This is a genomic window from Pseudomonas tumuqii (assembly GCF_013184545.1).
In the GTDB taxonomy this organism is placed as follows: domain Bacteria; phylum Pseudomonadota; class Gammaproteobacteria; order Pseudomonadales; family Pseudomonadaceae; genus Aquipseudomonas; species Aquipseudomonas tumuqii.
Window position 1 is genome coordinate 462,415 of record NZ_JAAOJA010000002.1, and the last position, 17,924, is coordinate 480,338.

General features: G+C 60.3%; 11 protein-coding genes. 8 read left to right on the forward strand and 3 right to left on the reverse strand.

The window, feature by feature from the left end; genetic code table 11:
- Positions 1 to 9 precede the first annotated feature (9 nt).
- The 6 genes from serC (at position 10) to rpsA (ending at position 8,172) form a co-directional block, all read left to right on the forward strand.
- Entirely contained in the window at positions 10 to 1,095 is a 1,086-nt protein-coding gene (gene serC / locus G9C89_RS06025; RefSeq protein WP_172146089.1) for a 3-phosphoserine/phosphohydroxythreonine transaminase, read from the forward strand.
- A gap of 11 nt (positions 1,096 to 1,106) precedes the next feature.
- On the forward strand, positions 1,107 to 2,201 hold the full coding sequence (gene pheA, locus G9C89_RS06030; RefSeq protein WP_172146431.1) for a prephenate dehydratase: 1,095 nt from the start codon (positions 1,107 to 1,109) through the stop codon (positions 2,199 to 2,201).
- Positions 2,202 to 2,290: 89 nt separating this feature from the next.
- Positions 2,291 to 3,397, forward strand: coding sequence for a histidinol-phosphate transaminase (gene hisC / locus G9C89_RS06035; RefSeq protein WP_172146091.1), 1,107 nt, complete (start codon positions 2,291 to 2,293; stop codon positions 3,395 to 3,397).
- Positions 3,398 to 3,441: 44 nt separating this feature from the next.
- Positions 3,442 to 5,649, forward strand: coding sequence for a bifunctional prephenate dehydrogenase/3-phosphoshikimate 1-carboxyvinyltransferase (locus tag G9C89_RS06040; protein ID WP_172146433.1), 2,208 nt, complete (start codon positions 3,442 to 3,444; stop codon positions 5,647 to 5,649).
- Positions 5,646 to 6,335: a (d)CMP kinase gene (gene cmk / locus G9C89_RS06045; RefSeq protein WP_172146093.1), complete on the forward strand. Its 690-nt coding sequence runs from the start codon at positions 5,646 to 5,648 to the stop codon at positions 6,333 to 6,335. Before G9C89_RS06040 ends, cmk begins: the two co-directional genes overlap by 4 nt.
- 151 nt (positions 6,336 to 6,486) lie before the next feature.
- Positions 6,487 to 8,172 (forward strand): 30S ribosomal protein S1, encoded by a 1,686-nt coding sequence (rpsA, locus tag G9C89_RS06050; RefSeq protein ID WP_172146096.1) that lies wholly within the window; start codon positions 6,487 to 6,489, stop codon positions 8,170 to 8,172.
- Between the two features lie 198 nt (positions 8,173 to 8,370).
- Here rpsA and G9C89_RS06055 read toward each other — a convergent pair whose 3' ends face one another.
- The gene (locus G9C89_RS06055; RefSeq protein WP_172146099.1) at positions 8,371 to 8,850 is read right to left on the reverse strand and encodes a cyclic nucleotide-binding domain-containing protein; all 480 of its coding nucleotides are present in this window, start codon (positions 8,848 to 8,850) and stop codon (positions 8,371 to 8,373) included.
- Positions 8,851 to 9,683: 833 nt separating this feature from the next.
- On the opposite strand from G9C89_RS06055, the gene G9C89_RS06060 reads away from it, so the two are divergent.
- Positions 9,684 to 11,123, forward strand: a complete 1,440-nt coding sequence (locus G9C89_RS06060; RefSeq protein ID WP_172146102.1) for an ice-binding family protein — start codon at positions 9,684 to 9,686, stop codon at positions 11,121 to 11,123.
- A gap of 717 nt (positions 11,124 to 11,840) precedes the next feature.
- Here the strand turns inward: G9C89_RS06060 and G9C89_RS06065 are convergent.
- Both G9C89_RS06065 and acnA read right to left on the reverse strand, forming a co-directional pair.
- Positions 11,841 to 13,406 (reverse strand): methyl-accepting chemotaxis protein, encoded by a 1,566-nt coding sequence (locus G9C89_RS06065; RefSeq protein WP_172146105.1) that lies wholly within the window; start codon positions 13,404 to 13,406, stop codon positions 11,841 to 11,843.
- A gap of 335 nt (positions 13,407 to 13,741) precedes the next feature.
- On the reverse strand, positions 13,742 to 16,483 hold the full coding sequence (gene acnA / locus G9C89_RS06070; protein ID WP_172146108.1) for an aconitate hydratase AcnA: 2,742 nt from the start codon (positions 16,481 to 16,483) through the stop codon (positions 13,742 to 13,744).
- Between the two features lie 382 nt (positions 16,484 to 16,865).
- Here acnA and rlmM point away from each other — a divergent pair, with 382 nt between their 5' ends.
- Positions 16,866 to 17,915, forward strand: coding sequence for a 23S rRNA (cytidine(2498)-2'-O)-methyltransferase RlmM (gene rlmM / locus G9C89_RS06075; RefSeq protein WP_172146111.1), 1,050 nt, complete (start codon positions 16,866 to 16,868; stop codon positions 17,913 to 17,915).
- Positions 17,916 to 17,924: the final 9 nt, after the last annotated feature.

A 17,924-nucleotide genomic window follows, 5' to 3' on the forward strand; every position in this document is an offset into this window, starting at 1 on the left:
AGAGTGGATGTGAGCAAGCGAGCCTATAACTTCTGCGCCGGCCCGGCCGCGCTTCCTGAAGCTGTTCTGCAACGCGCCCAGGCGGAACTCCTCGACTGGCAGGGTAAAGGCCTGTCGGTGATGGAGATGAGCCACCGCAGCGATGACTACATGGCCCTTGCGGCAAAGGCCGAGCAGGACCTGCGCGACCTGCTCGGCATTTCCTCCGACTATAAAGTGCTGTTCCTGCAGGGCGGTGCCAGCCAGCAGTTCGCCGAGATTCCGCTTAATCTGTTGCCGGAAGACGGTGTCGCCGACTATATCGACACCGGTATCTGGTCGAAGAAGAGCATCGAGGAGGCCAGTCGCTACGGCACCATCAACGTCGCCGCCAGCGCCAAGCCTTACGACTACTTCGCCATTCCCGGGCAGAACGACTGGCAACTGTCGAAAGACGCCGCCTACCTGCACTACACGCCGAACGAGACCATCGGCGGCCTGGAGTTCGACTGGATTCCCGACGTGGGCGATGTACCGCTGGTGGCGGACATGTCCTCGGACATTCTCTCGCGGCCCATCGACGTGTCGAAATTCGGTCTGATCTACGCCGGCGCGCAGAAGAATATCGGTCCCTCCGGTCTGGTTGTCGTCATCGTCCGTGAAGACCTGCTCGGCCGCGCCCGTAGCGTCTGCCCGACCATGCTCAACTACAAGGTCGCTGCCGACAACGGCTCGATGTACAACACCCCGGCGACCTTTTCCTGGTACCTCTCCGGCCTGGTGTTCGAGTGGTTGAAGGAGCAGGGCGGTGTCGCGGCCATGGAGCAGCGCAACCGCGCCAAGAAAGAACTGCTCTACGGCGCCATCGACAGCAGCGAGCTGTACAGCAACCCGATTGCGCTCAGCGCCCGCTCCTGGATGAACGTGCCCTTCCGCCTGGCGGATGAGCGTCTGGACAAGCCGTTCCTCGCCGGTGCAGAGGCCCGCAGCCTGCTCAATCTGAAGGGGCATCGTTCGGTCGGCGGCATGCGTGCCTCCATCTATAACGCCGTGGGTCTGGATGCCGTTGAGGCGCTGGTCGCTTACATGGCGGAATTCGAGAAGGAACACGGCTGATGTCTGAGCAGATGTCCGAACAAGAACTGCAAGCCCTGCGCCTGCGCATCGACAGCCTGGACGAGAAAATCCTCGAGCTGATCAGCGACCGTGCGCGCTGCGCCGAAGAGGTGGCGCGGGTCAAGATGAAGGCCCTGCCGGTGGGCGAGAAGCCGGTGTTCTACCGCCCCGAGCGCGAAGCCCAGGTGCTCAAGCGCATCATGGAGCGTAACCAGGGGCCGCTGGGCAATGAGGAAATGGCGCGCTTGTTCCGCGAGATCATGTCGTCCTGCCTGGCTCTGGAGAACCCGCTGAAGGTCGCTTACCTCGGTCCGGAAGGCACCTTCTCCCAAGCCGCGGCGATGAAGCATTTCGGTCACGCGGTGATCAGCGTGCCCATGGCCGCCATCGACGAAGTGTTCCGCGAGGTAGCCGCCGGTGCGGTCAACTTCGGTGTGGTGCCGGTGGAGAACTCCACCGAAGGCGCGATCAACCACACCCTGGACAGTTTCCTCGAGCACGACATGGTGATCTGCGGCGAAGTCGAGCTGCGCATCCACCATCATCTGCTGGTCGGTGAAACCACCAAGGTCGACAAGATCACTCGCATCTACTCCCATGCCCAGTCCCTGGCCCAGTGCCGCAAGTGGCTGGATGCGCATTACCCGAACGTCGAGCGGGTGGCGGTGTCGAGCAATGCCGATGCGGCCAAACGAGTGAAGAGCGAGTGGAACAGTGCGGCGATTGCCGGCGACATGGCGGCCAGTCTGTATGGCTTGACCAAGCTGGCGGAAAAGATCGAGGACCGCCCGGACAACTCCACGCGGTTCTTGATCATCGGCAGCCAGGAAGTGCCGCCGACCGGCGACGACAAGACCTCGATCATCGTCTCCATGCGCAACAAGCCGGGCGCCCTGCATGAGTTGCTGGTGCCGTTCCATAACAACGGCATCGACCTGACCCGCATCGAAACCCGCCCCTCGCGCAGCGGCAAGTGGACCTATGTGTTCTTCATCGACTTCGTCGGCCATCATCGCGATCCGTTGATCAAGGATGTGCTGGAGAAGATCAATCAGGAAGCCGTGGCGCTGAAAGTATTGGGGTCGTATCCGAAGGCGGTACTTTAAATAGCAGCGGCAAGTTTCAAGCCTCAAGCCACTCGCGGATCCGCTCGGCTTTTTCTTGCAGCTTGCCGCGTGAAGCTTGAGGTTTATGTATGACCGATTTCCTTGCCCTGGCCCAGCCAGGGGTGCAGAAACTGTCGCCCTATGTGCCGGGTAAACCGGTGGATGAGTTGGCCCGCGAGCTGGATCTGGATCCAGCCACCATCGTCAAACTGGCCAGCAACGAGAATCCGCTGGGTCCCAGCCCCAAGGCGCTGGAGGCGATTCGCGGTGGGCTGGCCGAGCTGACCCGTTACCCCGATGGCAACGGCTTCGCCCTGAAAAGCCTGCTGGCCGAGCGCTGCGGCGTTCAGCCCGGCCAGGTCACCCTGGGTAACGGCTCCAACGATATTCTTGAGCTGGTGGCGCGGGCCTATCTGGCGCCCGGTCTGAATTCGGTGTTCAGCGAGCATGCCTTTGCCGTCTACCCGATCGCCACTCAGGCGGTCGGTGCGCAAGGCAGGGTGGTGCCAGCCAAAGACCATGGCCACGATCTGCAGGCCATGCTGGCCGCCATCGACGCCAATACCCGGGTGGTGTTCATCGCCAATCCGAACAACCCGACCGGCACCTGGTTCGGTCCGCAGGCGTTGAGCGATTTCCTCGCCCGTGTGCCGGAAAATGTGCTGGTGGTGCTCGACGAAGCCTACATCGAGTACGCCGAAGGCGATGAGCTGCCGGATGGCCTGGAATATCTGGCCAAACATGAGAATCTGCTGGTCTCGCGCACCTTCTCCAAGGCCTATGGTCTGGCGGCGTTGCGCGTCGGTTACGCCATCAGTTCGGCGCAGATTGCCGATGTGCTCAACCGCGTGCGTCAGCCCTTCAACGTCAATAGCCTGGCCTTGGCCGCCGCCTGTGCGGCGTTTGATGATGCCGAGTACCTGGCGCAAAGTCGTCGGGTCAACGCTGTCGGTATGGCGCAGCTGGAAGCGGGGTTTCTGGCGCTGGGGTTGGCCTGGATCCCGTCCAAGGGCAACTTCATTGCCGTCGACCTCGGTCGCGATTCCATGCCGCTTTATCAGGCGCTACTGCGCGAAGGCGTGATCGTGCGGCCGGTGGCCAATTACGGCATGCCGACCTACCTGCGAGTCTCCATCGGTTTGCCCGAAGAGAATGAGCGTTTCCTCGAGGCACTGGCCAGGGTGCTGGGCGCGTGAGCGAAGCGAAACGCGCTGTCACCAAGGCGCAACCCGGCAAGCCTATGATCGGCCGCCTGGTGGTGATCGGTCTCGGTTTGATCGGTGGTTCGTTCGCCAAGGGTTTGCGTGAGCGCGGCCTGTGCCGGGAAGTGGTGGGGGTCGATCTCGATCCGCAGTCGCGCCGCCTGGCCGTCGAGTTGGGGGTGGTCGATCGCTGCGAAGAGCAGTTGGCTGCCGCCTGTCAGGGGGCCGAGGTGATCCAGCTGGCGGTGCCGATCCTGGCTATGGAGAAACTGCTGGTGGAGCTGGCCAAGCTCGACCTGGGCGATGCGGTACTCACCGATGTCGGCAGCGCCAAGGGCAATGTGGTGCGCGCCGCGCATCTGGCCTTCGGCGAGATGCCTGCGCGTTTTGTGCCGGGGCACCCGATTGCCGGTTCCGAGCAGAGCGGGGTGGAGGCAGCCAATGCCGAGCTGTTCTGCCGGCATAAGGTGATCCTGACGCCGCTTGCGCAAACCGATCCGCAGGCGCTGCAGCTGGTCGACCGGCTCTGGCGCGAGCTGGGGGCCAAGGTCGAGCATATGCAGGTCGAACACCATGATCAGGTGCTCGCCGCGACCAGCCATCTGCCCCATTTACTGGCGTTTGGTCTGGTCGACTCGCTGGCCAAGCGCAGCGAGAATCTGGAGATTTTCCGTTATGCCGCTGGCGGGTTTCGCGATTTCACGCGGATTGCCGGCAGTGACCCGGTGATGTGGCACGACATCTTTCTCGCCAATCGCGAGGCCGTGTTGCATACCCTGGATCTATTTCGCGGCGACCTCGACGCCTTGCGCGATGCGGTCGACGCTGGGGATGGCCATCAGTTGCTGGGGGTGTTTACCCGCGCTCGTGTGGCCCGCGAACATTTCAGCAAAATTCTAGCCCGACGGGCCTATGTGGACGCTATGCACTCGAATGATCTGATTTTTCTGGCTAACCCCGGTGGCAAACTGTCTGGGCGGATTCGCGTGCCGGGCGACAAGTCCATCTCGCACCGCTCGATAATGCTGGGTTCGCTGGCCGAAGGTACTACCGAGGTCGAAGGTTTTCTCGAGGGTGAGGATGCCTTGGCAACCCTGCAGGCCTTCCGCGACATGGGTGTGGTCATCGAAGGCCCGCACCATGGCCGGGTGACCATTCATGGGGTTGGCCTGCACGGTTTGCAGGCGCCCCCCGGGCCTATCTACCTGGGCAATTCGGGCACTTCCATGCGTCTGCTCGCCGGCTTGCTGGCCGGGCAATCGTTCGACACTACCCTGACCGGCGATGCGTCGTTGTCCAAGCGGCCGATGAATCGGGTGGCCAAACCGCTGCGCGAGATGGGTGCGGTGATTGAAACCGGCCCGGAAGGGCGGCCACCGTTGACCATTCGTGGCGAACAGCGTTTGAGCGGGATGCATTATGAAATGCCGATGGCCAGTGCCCAGGTGAAATCCTGCCTGCTGCTGGCCGGCTTGTATGCGACGGGGCAGACCTCGGTGACCGAGCCGGCACCGACTCGCGACCATACCGAGCGCATGTTGCGCGGCTTCGGTTATCCGGTGGCGGTCGACGGCAGCACGGCCAGCGTAGAGTCGGGCCACAAATTGACGGCTAGCCACATCGAGGTCCCGGCGGATATTTCCTCGGCGGCTTTCTTCCTGGTCGCCGCCAGCATTGCCGAAGATTCCGAGCTGCTGCTCGAACACGTCGGCATCAACCCGACGCGCACCGGGGTGATCGACATCCTCAAGCTGATGGGCGGCGATATCAGCCTGGAGAATCAGCGTGTCGTGGGCGGCGAGCCGGTGGCGGACATTCGCGTGCGCAGCGCTAAACTGCACGGCATCGACATTCCGGAACATTTGGTGCCATTGGCCATCGATGAATTTCCCGTGCTGTTCGTGGCGGCTGCGTGTGCCGCAGGGCGTACCGTGCTGCGCGGTGCCGAGGAGCTGCGGGTCAAGGAATCCGACCGCATCCAGGTCATGGCCGATGGTCTGCTGGCACTGGGCGTCAAGGTAGAGCCGACGCCGGACGGCATCATCATCGATGGCGGTAGCATGGGTGGTGGCGAGGTCTGGAGTCATGGTGATCACCGTATCGCCATGGCCTTCAGCGTGGCATCGCTGCGCGCTACGGCACCGATCCGGATTCATGATTGCGCCAACGTTGCGACCTCGTTCCCGAACTTCCTGGCCCTGGCGGCGCAGGTCGGTATCCGCGTGACTGAGGAGGCCAAGTCATGACCGCTCTGGCACCGATAGTCGCGATCGATGGCCCAAGCGGTTCGGGCAAGGGCACGATCGCCGGCTTGTTGGCGCAGAAACTGGGCTGGAATCTGCTGGATTCCGGCGCCCTGTATCGTTTGCTGGCCTTTGCCGCGCGCAATCATGGTGTCGATCTGACCAATGAAGAGGCCATGAAGGTGCTGGCCGCGCACCTGGATGTGCAGTTCCTCGCCGGCGCTCAGGGGCAGGGTCAGCGGATCATTCTCGAGGGCGAGGAGGTCACCGATGCCATCCGCAATGAGGGGATTGGTGCCGGTGCCTCGCAGGTGGCATCGTTGCCCGCGGTGCGCGAGGCCTTGCTCCAGCGTCAGCGGGCATTTCAGGAAATGCCCGGGTTGGTTGCCGATGGTCGCGATATGGGCACCGTGGTGTTTCCTGACGCACCGCTGAAGATTTTTCTGACCGCCAGCGCCGAGGAACGTGCTCGGCGACGTTACTTGCAGTTGAAGGCCAAGGGCGATGATGTTAATCTCGCGAGTCTTCTCGACGAGATTCGGGCGCGTGATGAACGCGATACCCAGCGTGCAGTGGCTCCGCTCAAACCGGCAGCCGATGCGATCCAGCTGGATTCCACCGAACTCTCCATCGAGCAGGTAATGGAACGTATTCTGAGTGAGGTCGCCAATCGCGATCTCGCCGGATAACAAGAGCCCCGGCTGCTTAAGTCGGTTAGCTCACAAGGAGGCGTGCGGGAATCCAGTCCTAGACCCGTAGGCCTCTTTTTATATGAACGTACCCACATTGTCTGGAATGTGGTTTGGGCGGATTCCCCGCCCTGAATCAACAGGAATTAAAATGAGCGAAAGCTTTGCTGAACTGTTTGAAGAAAGCCTAAAAACCCTGAACCTTCAGGCTGGCTCAATCATCACCGCTATCATCGTCGACATCGATTACCAAGCTGGTTGGGTAACCGTTCACGCTGGTTTGAAGTCGGAAGGCCTCATCCCGCTGGAGCAGTTCCACAACGACGCTGGCGAGCTGACCATCAAGGTCGGTGACGAAGTTCACGTTGCGCTGGACGCGGTTGAAGATGGCTTTGGTGAAACCAAGCTGTCCCGCGAAAAAGCCAAGCGTGCCGAGTGCTGGATTGTTCTGGAAGCAGCTTTCGCCGCTGAGGAAGTGGTCAAGGGCGTTATCAACGGTAAGGTTAAAGGCGGCTTCACTGTCGACGTTAACGGCATCCGTGCGTTCCTCCCAGGTTCCTTGGTCGATGTCCGTCCGGTGCGTGATACCACTCACCTGGAAGGCAAAGAACTCGAATTCAAAGTCATCAAGCTGGACCAGAAGCGCAACAACGTTGTCGTTTCCCGCCGCAGCGTGCTGGAAGCCGAGAACAGCGCCGAGCGCGAAGCTCTGCTGGAATCCCTGCAGGAAGGTCAGCAAGTCAAGGGTATCGTCAAGAACCTCACGGATTACGGCGCATTCGTCGATCTGGGCGGCGTCGATGGCCTGCTGCACATCACCGACATGGCCTGGAAGCGTATCAAGCACCCGTCCGAGATCGTCAACGTTGGCGACGAGATCGATGTCAAGGTACTCAAGTACGATCGCGAGCGTAACCGCGTTTCCCTGGGCCTGAAGCAGCTGGGCGAAGACCCATGGGTTGCTATCAAGGCTCGTTACCCGGAAGGCACCCGCGTCAATGCACGCGTAACCAACCTGACCGACTACGGCTGCTTCGCAGAGCTGGAAGAGGGCGTGGAAGGCCTGGTGCACGTATCCGAAATGGATTGGACCAACAAGAACATCCACCCGTCCAAAGTCGTACAGGTTGGCGACGAAGTGGAAGTTCAGGTTCTGGATATCGACGAAGAGCGTCGTCGTATCTCCCTGGGTATCAAGCAGTGCAAAACTAACCCATGGGAAGATTTCTCCGGTCAGTTCAACAAGGGCGACAAGATCTCCGGCACCATCAAGTCGATCACCGATTTCGGTATCTTCATTGGTCTGGATGGCGGCATCGACGGCCTCGTTCACCTGTCCGACATCTCCTGGAACGAAGTGGGCGAAGAAGCTGTACGCCGCTTCAAGAAGGGCGACGAGCTGGAAACCGTTATCCTCTCCGTTGATCCGGAGCGTGAGCGCATTTCCCTCGGCATCAAGCAGCTGGAAGAAGATCCGTTCTCCGACTACGTTGCTGTTAACGATAAAGGCACCATCGTGCGCGGCATCGTTAAAGAAGTTGACGCCAAGGGCGCGATCATCACCCTGGCCGATGGTATCGAAGCCACACTGAAAGCCTCCGAAATCAGCCGTGACCGCGTTGAAGATGCGCGTAACGTGCTGAAAGAAGGCGAAGAAGTAGAAGCCAAGATCATCAGCGTTGATCGCAAGAGCCGCGTAATCAGCTTGTCGGTCAAGTCGAAAGACGTTGAAGACGAGAAAGAAGCCATCAAGGAAATGCGCAAGCAGGAAGTTGAAGCTTCCGGTCCGACCACCATTGGTGATCTGCTCCGTGCACAAATGGAAAAACAGAACTAAGTTCGGTTAATCCAGAAAAAGGGCGACTGCGGTCGCCCTTTTTTGTGCCTGAAATTTGATCGGTTCCAGCTCGTTGCGGATTTGCGTCAGGGTTGTTGGTCCCGGCTGGACTACGGCCTGGCTGCTGCAAGGTATAGGACTAAGCAGTTGAAAAATATATAGATTTAATTGTAAGTAGCAGGGCTTTCCCGGTTGTCGCTAGGTGTTGGCAGCAGGCAGTCGCTGAATGCAATCACCCATAAAGCGACTCATGTCCCGGGACAGGTTGATGAAAAAGATCCCGAACTGTTCGCCATCCAGTTCCGGCAGGCTGGCCAAGACCTGACAGGGAATTTTCAGCACTATGCATTCGCCGGTCGCAACGCTGCTGAACAGCCTGGGGCGCATCGCCAGCATCGCGGCAAAACCGATGCTTTCCCCCTCGCAGGTCGTGTGGATGACCTCCCGGCCCGTCGCGGTGTCCTGATAAACCTCCAGGCATCCCTTCAGGACGACATAGAAGCAATCTGCGCGTTCTCCTTGATGGTAGAGCTGCTCGCCCTCCGTCAATCCGAGCAACTCACCCTCCGCCAGCACGTGGTCGACGAATTCGTCCGAGAGGGCGCCGAATGCGGACATTCTCTGGAACGCTTTGGCGGGAAGGATATCGTTGAGCAGAGCCCGGTCGAGAGTTTGCATGGCATTGCACCTGCCGTTCCTCCCCGCTGGAATAGCACTAAGGTCATCAATTGGCAGCGTTACCGCCATCATGAGCATATGGCCAATAACCGGACTCCATGCCTCTGTGTTGTTGCCAGCATGCATGCTGACAGTATAGGCATCAGGGGCGGCACGTAGCCCTGAATTCAGGTGGCCTGATTAATGCTGGCGAGAGGGCTGTGAACGCTTCTTGCAGGTGCGCAGCAAGGCTGCTTGATCAAGAAATCATGAATGAGGTCGCGTTGAGAGCTGAGAAACCCATACGTACTTTACTTATGCCAAAAACTCTTCATTTGCACAGTCTTAAATAATAAACGAGGATAAGAGATAGACTCAGATAGGGTGAGTGGGTCAGGGTTGAGGTTTTTATTTGAAAATTAAACGCTGCTTTTTCAGTAGCTGCTTTCGATAGCGCTCTGAATATGCAACGGGCTTTGCCGCGTTACATGGCCTTGTGCAATCACCGATTCATCCTCTGTCTGTCCTGAAGAGTCGATTCCTCTTCAGGTCATGAAAGATGGATATTCCGTCCATGCGTATTTTTGCATAGGCGATCATGCAAGCCCTCGCGATGAGGCAGGTGGAAATGAGGCTGCATGGGCCACACCTATTTACAGTATTTGAGCGCATAATCGCCCCCGACTGAAGCGTGGGCATCGCGATATACAGCTGATTTATCCTGTGGTGATACGTTTGGTGTATTGAGCTGCGGTATGTATAAAAGAAAATCCATTGGCCAGTATGCATCGCTGGTCAGCTAATGATTGCACGTCATAATTATCTGCAATCAAAAAAATTAATGGGCCAAACAAATGAATGCAAGTAACAAGACCTCCAGTCAATCGTTATGGGTTGCTATATTCCTGTTGGGCACCTATGCGGCAGCATGCCACGCTGAGGCAAGTGGCGGGGCGCCCACTGCAAGATCAACGTACCCTGGCGGCACTGTCACCCCGCTGCCAATCAACCACAAGCTCACCGCTACTTTCAGTGAGGCGATGGACGTTTCAACAATCAACGGGTACAGCTTCACGGTGACCGCCCCTGGAGAGGCCGCGGTAATCGGCGCTGTAAGTCTTGATCGCGCAAGCCGCACGGCAATTTTCAAGCCGAGCAGTCATTTCGGATCCAACACCCTATACACCGCCACAGTGACCACTGCTGCAAAAAACACATCGGGTGTGGCACTGGCAAGCGCGCATGCCTGGTCCTTTACCAGCGCCGCGGCTATAGACACTGACGCGCCGATTGTAAGTTCCACAAATCCGGTGAGTAGTGTCAAAGGCTTTGCGCGCAACGGCAGCATCAGCGCTGAGTTTAATGAGACGCTGGACCCCGTCACCGTCAACCCCACCAGCTTTACGCTGACCGATGGCACAACGCCCGTTGCAGGCGCTGTGATCTACGGCGGTTCAACAGTAACCTTCAAACCGACAGACAATCTTGCAGCCAATACTGTCTATACGGCCACGCTGAAAACCGCTGTTAGCGATCTCGCGGTTCCTGCAAATGCACTGGCAGACGACTATGTCTGGACCTTTACCACAGGCGCCGCCGTTGCCTCTGGACCCGCCGCAGTGGACCTGAGAAGCGCTGGGGATTTGGTAATTCTGTCAAAGACAGGAATTACCAATGTCCCAGCCTCCAATATCACCGGCAACATAGGTGCTAGCCCAATTACGGCTGCGGCGATGGGTAATGTTAGCTGTGCAGAAATAACAGGCACGATCTACGGCGCTGATGCTGCCTATATAGGCAGCGGCGATGTCACCTGCTTTGCTGGTACAGCACCTGACAATACACGGGTAGCCAACGCAGTACTGGACATGGGAACCGCCTACGCAGATGCCGCTGGCAGAACATTGCCCGATCATACTGAACTGCACGCCGGCGATATCAGCGGCAAGACACTGTACCCTGGCCTTTACAAGTGGAGTTCGAATGTATTGATCTCCACTGATGTCACCCTGTCGGGTGGTCCGAATGATGTCTGGATATTCCAGATAGCGGGCGATCTTACCCAGGCTGACAGCAGTCGTATTGTCTTGGCCGGTGGTGCACAGGCCAAGAATATCTACTGGCAGGTCGGTGGTGGTACTAGCGTAGCCCTCGGAACGAATGCTCACTTCGAAGGCGTCATACTCGCTGCAAAAGGTATTACCATCAAGACCGGCACGACGGTTAACGGCAGGCTGTTAGCGCATACGGCAGTTACGTTGCAGCAGAATGTGGTTGCAGAACCTGCTCCGTAAGATATGAAACATCTAGTGCGAAAGCACAATCGCAAGAAAGGATCCGGTTGGATTCTTTCTTGCAAGGAGCAAAGTAGAACCAACCCTGATACTTCCTGGGTCGTGGCGTTTGCCTGATGTGCTGGCCAAAGACAAAGTTAGCGCCTTGAGTTATTTGCGCCACCCGTAGGGTTAAATTATTATCAGGCCACGATTGAAGGGCCGCAGTGCTACTTGTAGGAAGAGTCCAAGTGCGCCGGGTTAGACTGATGAGAGATGCCCGGTTTGCCAAATGCGTTATCCTCGGTAAGTTGCTTTCAAGGGTGGCATCGGCGCTGGATGGAAAAGTTGTACTGTAATAAACAGGGCGTCAACTGCTGTAATAACGCGTTTATATATATGGTGGGTGGTTACGCTGCGAAGATGTTATACACCATTGCTCATAGATGATGACAACTGGCAGTCGCGCCAAGTGTTGTAGGGCTGAACCCACGGGCTACCTGGATGCCAGGTGACTATGACGGCCGGCTTGTTGCGTATCGGCGTCCTTGCGATCAAGGGGGCGCGACGGGGTTGCGGGATCGCCAGGCAGTAGCCGTTCCCGAAAATGCTCCCGGCATTTTTACTACCTCCCTATCCATGGAGGCGCCTACCGTTTACTGCCTTTCCCACATCCATATGAGTCACAAGCTGGCTTCTGCCGGGCGCGCCGAGTCTGCTCGGGCGCCCTTTATGCGTTTAGCGGTTGAAGCGTTCGACCAGCGAGTACTGCCCTTGCGCCGTTGCGGTAAGTGCTTCGCTGAGCACCGCGGAGCTTTGCGCTTCGCTGGAGGTCTGGTCGGACAGTTGGGCGATGTTGGTGATGTTGCGGTTGATTTCGTCGGCGACCGAGCTTTGTTCTTCGGCAGCGGCGGCGATCTGGTCAGCCATGTCGGCGATATTGGACACCGCGTCGCTGATCCCGGCGAGGGCCAGGTCGGCTTGTTGTACGCGCTCGACACCTTCATCGGCTTGCTTGCGGCCGATTTCCATGGTCATCACGGCTTCTTCGGCGGTGCGCTGCAGCTTGGCGATCAGTTGGTGAATCTGCCCGGTGGATTCGGTGGTGCGTTGTGCCAGCGAGCGGACTTCGTCGGCGACAACGGCGAAACCGCGGCCCATTTCACCGGCGCGGGCAGCTTCGATGGCGGCGTTGAGGGCGAGCAGGTTGGTCTGGTCGGCGATGCCTTTGATCACATCGACCACGCCGCCGATTTCGTTGCTGTCCTGGGCCAGACGGGTGACGGTTTCGCCGGTGTCACCGACCGACTGCGAGAGGCGCTGGATAGCAGCGCGGGTTTCCGCGGTGATGGTGCGGCCTTCGCTGGTCAGGCGATTGGCTTCCTGGGTGGCGATGGCGGTGCGGGCGACGTTGCTGGCGACTTCCAGGGTGGTGGCGGCCATTTGGTTGACCGCGGTGGCGACCTGTTCGGTTTCCTGGCGTTGGCGATCCAGGCCGGCCGAGCTGCTGTGGGCCAGGGTCTCGGCCTGTTTGGCCTGTTTGGCCAGGTTCTCGGCGCTGTCCTGTAGGCGCGTCAGGCAGGTCTTCAGGCGTGCGTCTTGACCGAGGATGGACATTTCCAGGCGGCCCTGGGCGCCCCGGCTGTCGGTGTACATCTGCGCGATCAGTGGGTCGGAGGTGGTTTGATCGGCCAATTGCAGCAGGCGTTTCATCCCGCGCTGCTGCCAGTTGAGACCAGCCAGCCCGAGCGGTATCGAGAGCAGGGCGGCGACGGCGAAGCCCCAGCTGGTGTCGAGCCAGGTACCGATAAGGAAACCGATCTGGCTGACCAGGATAAAGGGCAGCCAGTTCTGCAGGGTCGGCAGCCACTGGTCGCGGCTGGGTATGGCGGACTTGCCGCTGTTGATTCGCTTGTACAGGGCTTCGGCGCGGCGCACTTGTTCGGCGGTCGGCTTGATCCGCACCGATTCGTAGCCAACCACCTGGTTTTTTTCCAGTACCGGGGTGACGTAGGCATTGACCCAGTAGTGATCGCCATTCTTGCTGCGGTTCTTGACGATACCCATCCAGGGGCGGCCCTGTTTCAGGGTGTTCCACATGTGGGCGAACACGGCCGCAGGCACATCCGGGTGACGCACCAGGTTGTGTGGTGCGCCCATCAACTCGTCGTGGCTGAAGCCACTGATTTCGACGAACGCTTCGTTGCAATAGGTGATCTGGCCTTTGGCATCGGTGGTGGAGATCAAGCGCTGCTGGGCCGCAAAGGTGCGTTCGCGTTGGGTGATGGGCTGATTATTGCGCATGAGGAGCTTGTCCCTAGGGGTTATGCCTTGTCATCGGCCAGGCAGGGCTGAAGTTGAGCGGGAAATTTGCCGCGCAGTGTAACTGGATATTGAACGGCTTCACATTTCTGCGGGCGACAAGGCGGCGAGAGACAGGTCGTGTTTGGTATGCGTGTTTGGGATAAAAAGCGCCGCTGGCAGCGGCGCTCTGCAAGCGGGTGTCGTTGAGATTGCGCGGCATGAGCGCCGTGCTTTCGTAGCCCAATAAACGCCCGCGCAATCCAGGATCGCATCCCGGATTGCGCGGGCGCTTTAGCCCGGCTTGCCACTGCGAGTCGGCAGGCCGGGCATTACCACTAGCCTGCGATCAGCTGGCGCAATACATAGTGCAGGATGCCACCGGCCTTGAAGTACTCCACCTCGTTGAGGGTGTCGATGCGACACAGCACTTCGACGCTTTCCCGCGTGCCGTCCTCGCGATTCACTTCGACCATCAGCTTCATCAGCGGATGCAGTTCGACGCCATCCAGGCCATGGATGCCGAGGGTTTCCTTGCCGGTCAGGTGCAGGCTCTGGCGATTCTGGCCGGGCATGAACTGCAAGGGCAGCACGCCCATGCCGACCAGGTTGGAGCGGTGGATGCGCTCGAAGCTTTCGGCGATCACCGCCTTGACCCCGAGCAGGTTGGTGCCCTTGGCCGCCCAGTCGCGGCTTGATCCGGTGCCGTATTCCTTGCCGGCGATCACCACCAGCGGGGTGCCGGCTTCCTGGTAGCGCATGGCCGCGTCGTAGATCGCCAGCTTCTCGCCGCTTGGCACGTGCAGGGTGTTGCCGCCCTCTTCGCTGCCGAGCATTTCGTTGCGGATGCGGATATTGGCGAAGGTGCCGCGCATCATCACTTCATGGTTGCCGCGGCGCGAGCCGTAGGAGTTGAAGTCGACCGGTTCGACGCCCTGTTCGCGCAGGTAGCGGCCGGCCGGGCTGTCGGCCTTGATGTTGCCGGCCGGGGAGATGTGGTCGGTGGTCACCGAGTCGCCGAGCAGGGCGAGGATGCGCGCCTGGTGGATGTCGCCGATATGCGGCGGTGCATCGGCGATGTCCGCGAAGAACGGTGGATGCTGGATATAGGTCGAGTCGGCCTGCCAGGCGTAGGTGGCGGCTTGCGGCACTTCGATCGCCTGCCATTGCGCGTCGCCGGCGAACACCTCGGCGTATTCCTTGTGGAACATCGCGGTGTCAACCTGCATGATCGCCTCGGCGATTTCCTGCTGGCTCGGCCAGATGTCCTTGAGGTAGACCGGCTGGCCGCGCTGGTCCTGGCCCAGCGGATCGCGAGTGATATCCAGGCGCACGCTGCCGGCCAGGGCGTAGGCCACCACCAGCGGTGGCGAGGCCAGCCAGTTGGTTTTCACCAGCGGATGCACACGGCCCTCGAAGTTGCGGTTGCCGGACAGCACCGAGGCCACCGTCAGGTCGTGCTGCTGGATGGCCTGCTCGATCGGCTCGAGCAGCGGCCCCGAATTGCCGATGCAGGTGGTGCAGCCGTAACCGACCAGGTCGAAGCCCAGTTCGTCCAGGTAGTGGGTCAGGCCGGCGGCGTTGAAGTACTCGGTCACCACCTTGGAGCCGGGCGCCAGCGAACTCTTGACCCAGGGTTTGCGCTGCAGGCCTTTTTCCACGGCTTTCTTCGCCAGCAGGCCGGCGGCCATCATCACGCTGGGGTTGGAGGTGTTGGTGCAGGAGGTGATGGCGGCGATCACCACGGCGCCGTTTTTCAGGCGGTAGGTTCGCCCCTGATGTTCGTAGTCGGCCTCACCGATCATCGCCGCGCTACCGACCGCGGCGCCACCGCCGCCTTCGTTGAGCAGGCGGGCTTCCTCGCCGGCGGCGGGTTTTACCTGCAGCCCGGTAAAGTCGTCGAAGGCTTGTTTGACCTGGGGCAGGGCGACCCGGTCCTGTGGCCGTTTCGGCCCGGCCAGGCAGGCCTCGACGCTGCCCATGTCCAGCTCCAGGCTGTCGCTGAACAGCGGTTCCTGGCCTTGTTCGCGCCACAGGCCTTGGGCCTTGCAGTAGGCCTCGACCAGTTTGACGGCCTGTTCCGGGCGCCCGGACAGGCGCAGATAACCCAGGGTGATCGCGTCGACCGGAAAGAAGCCGCAGGTGGCGCCGTATTCCGGGGCCATGTTGGCGATGGTGGCGCGATCGGCCAGGGGCAGGTCGGCCAGGCCGTCGCCATAGAACTCGACGAATTTGCCGACCACGCCCTTGCTGCGCAGCATCTGGGTGACGGTGAGCACCAGGTCGGTGGCGGTGATGCCTTCCTTGAGCTTGCCGCTGAGCTTGAAGCCGATCACCTCGGGGATCAGCATCGACACCGGCTGGCCGAGCATCGCCGCTTCCGCCTCGATGCCGCCGACGCCCCAGCCGAGGATGCCGAGGCCGTTGATCATGGTGGTGTGCGAGTCGGTACCGACCAGGGTGTCGGGGAAGGCGAAGGTCTGGCCGTCTTCCTCCTTGGTCCAGACGGTGCGGCCGAGGTATTCCAGGTTGACCTGATGGCAGATGCCGGTGCCCGGCGGCACCACGCTGAAGTTGTCGAAGGCATGCTGGCCCCAGCGCAGGAAGGCGTAGCGTTCGCCGTTGCGCTGCATCTCGATGGCGACGTTTTCGCCGAAGGCGGCGTGGCTGGCGAATTTGTCGACCATTACCGAGTGGTCGATCACCAGGTCCACCGGTGACAGCGGGTTGATCTTCTGCGGGTCACCACCGGCCTTGGCCATGGCCTCGCGCATGGCGGCCAGGTCGACCACCGCCGGTACGCCGGTGAAGTCCTGCATCAGCACCCGGGCCGGGCGGTACTGGATTTCCCGTTCGGAGCTGCGGCTCTGCAGCCAATCGGCCATGGCCTGCAGATCGGTGCCGGTGACGGTCTTGCCGTCTTCCCAGCGCAGCAGGTTCTCCAGCAGGACTTTCAGTGACATCGGCAGTCGATCGATATTGCCGAGGGTCTTGGCCGCGTCCGGCAGGCTGAAGTAGTGGTAGGTCTGGTCGCCAACGTCGAGGCTGCGGCGGCTGTTCAGGCTATCTAAGGAAGGCATTGCGCGTCTCCTGTGACTTGCACGGTGCAAGCCGATTGTTTGCAGCAGAGTCTTCACGCTAGCTCTGCTTGGCGAGGCTCGCCATGTCATAGGTCTTGTGGCTGCGCGGCATTTGCTCACTCAGCCATTGCCCCATCGCTGGACATCGCACGAACCTGTAGGAGGCCCGACCCGGGGCGATGCTTTGTTTTCAGCGATGTGGGGTGCCCGTACTGTCGGCAGGCGAGCCAAAACGCCGGGGCCTGGGTCGTGAGGCTGTGGCGTCCGGCGAACATGGCGCAAAAGCGGCAACCGGCGAAACCAGGCACTCCATTGTCTGGACAGGTCGATTACGTCCCGGGTTCCCGACTCCGTTATGATGCGCGCCTTGAGGAGATCACCGATGAATACTTTGTTACTGCACTGCCGCCCCGGTTTCGAGAACGAGGTGTGCGCGGAGATCGCCGAGCATGCCGCGCGCCTGGACGTGGCCGGTTACGCCAAGGCCAAGCCGAGCACGGCTTGCGCCGAATTTATCTGCACCGAGCCAGAGGGCGCCGAGCGCCTGATGCGCGGCGTGCGTTTCAATCGGCTGATTTTCCCGCGGCAATGGGCGCGTGGCGTGTTCATCAATCTGCCGGAGCTGGATCGCATCAGCGTGCTGCTGGCCCATCTGGCCGATTTGCCGACCTTCGGCAGCCTGTGGCTGGAGGTACTCGACACCAACGATGGCAAGGAGCTGTCGAATTTCTGCAAGAAGTTCGAGGCGCCGCTGCGCAATGCCCTGAGCAAGGCCGGCAAGCTGGTGGAGGATCCGCAGAAGCCGCGCCTGCTGCTGACCTTCAAGAGCGGTCGCGAGGTGTTCGTCGGTCTGGCCGAGACGAATAATTCGGCAATCTGGCCCATGGGAATCCCGCGCCTGAAATTCCCCCGCGAGGCGCCGAGCCGTTCGACCCTCAAGCTGGAGGAGGCCTGGCACACCTTCATCCCACGCGATCAGTGGGACGAGCGCCTGTCGGACGAGATGACCGGCGTCGACCTCGGCGCCGCGCCGGGCGGCTGGACCTACCAACTGGTCAAGCGCGGCATGCTGGTGACCGCCATCGACAACGGCCCCATGGCCGAAAACCTGATGGACACCGGCCTGGTACAGCACCTGATGGTCGATGGTTTCACCTACAAGCCCCGTCAGCCGGTGGACTGGATGGTCTGCGACATCGTCGAGAAACCCGCGCGCAGCGCCGCCTTGCTGGAAACCTGGATCGGCGAAGGCCTGTGCCGCGAGGCGGTGGTCAATCTGAAACTGCCGATGAAGCAACGCTACGCCGAGGTGCGTCGCCTGCTGCAGCGTCTCGAGGACGGCTTTGCCGAACGCAAGATCAAGGTGTCGATCGCCTGCAAACAGCTCTATCACGACCGCGAGGAAGTGACCTGTCATTTGCGCCGGTTGTAGGTGCGGGCC

Excerpts from the sequence above, each read along its gene's own strand:
- G9C89_RS06060 (WP_172146102.1), top strand. The coding sequence starts at position 9,684 with ATGAATGCAAGTAACAAGACCTCCAGTCAATCGTTATGGGTTGCTATA.
- acnA (WP_172146108.1), bottom strand. The coding sequence starts at position 16,483 with ATGCCTTCCTTAGATAGCCTGAACAGCCGCCGCAGCCTCGACGTTGGC.
- G9C89_RS06065 (WP_172146105.1), bottom strand. The coding sequence starts at position 13,406 with ATGCGCAATAATCAGCCCATCACCCAACGCGAACGCACCTTTGCGGCC.
- G9C89_RS06055 (WP_172146099.1), bottom strand. The coding sequence starts at position 8,850 with ATGCAAACTCTCGACCGGGCTCTGCTCAACGATATCCTTCCCGCCAAA.
- pheA (WP_172146431.1), top strand. The coding sequence starts at position 1,107 with ATGTCCGAACAAGAACTGCAAGCCCTGCGCCTGCGCATCGACAGCCTG.
- G9C89_RS06040 (WP_172146433.1), top strand. The coding sequence starts at position 3,442 with ATGATCGGCCGCCTGGTGGTGATCGGTCTCGGTTTGATCGGTGGTTCG.
- cmk (WP_172146093.1), top strand. The coding sequence starts at position 5,646 with ATGACCGCTCTGGCACCGATAGTCGCGATCGATGGCCCAAGCGGTTCG.
- hisC (WP_172146091.1), top strand. The coding sequence starts at position 2,291 with ATGACCGATTTCCTTGCCCTGGCCCAGCCAGGGGTGCAGAAACTGTCG.
- rpsA (WP_172146096.1), top strand. The coding sequence starts at position 6,487 with ATGAGCGAAAGCTTTGCTGAACTGTTTGAAGAAAGCCTAAAAACCCTG.
- rlmM (WP_172146111.1), top strand. The coding sequence starts at position 16,866 with ATGAATACTTTGTTACTGCACTGCCGCCCCGGTTTCGAGAACGAGGTG.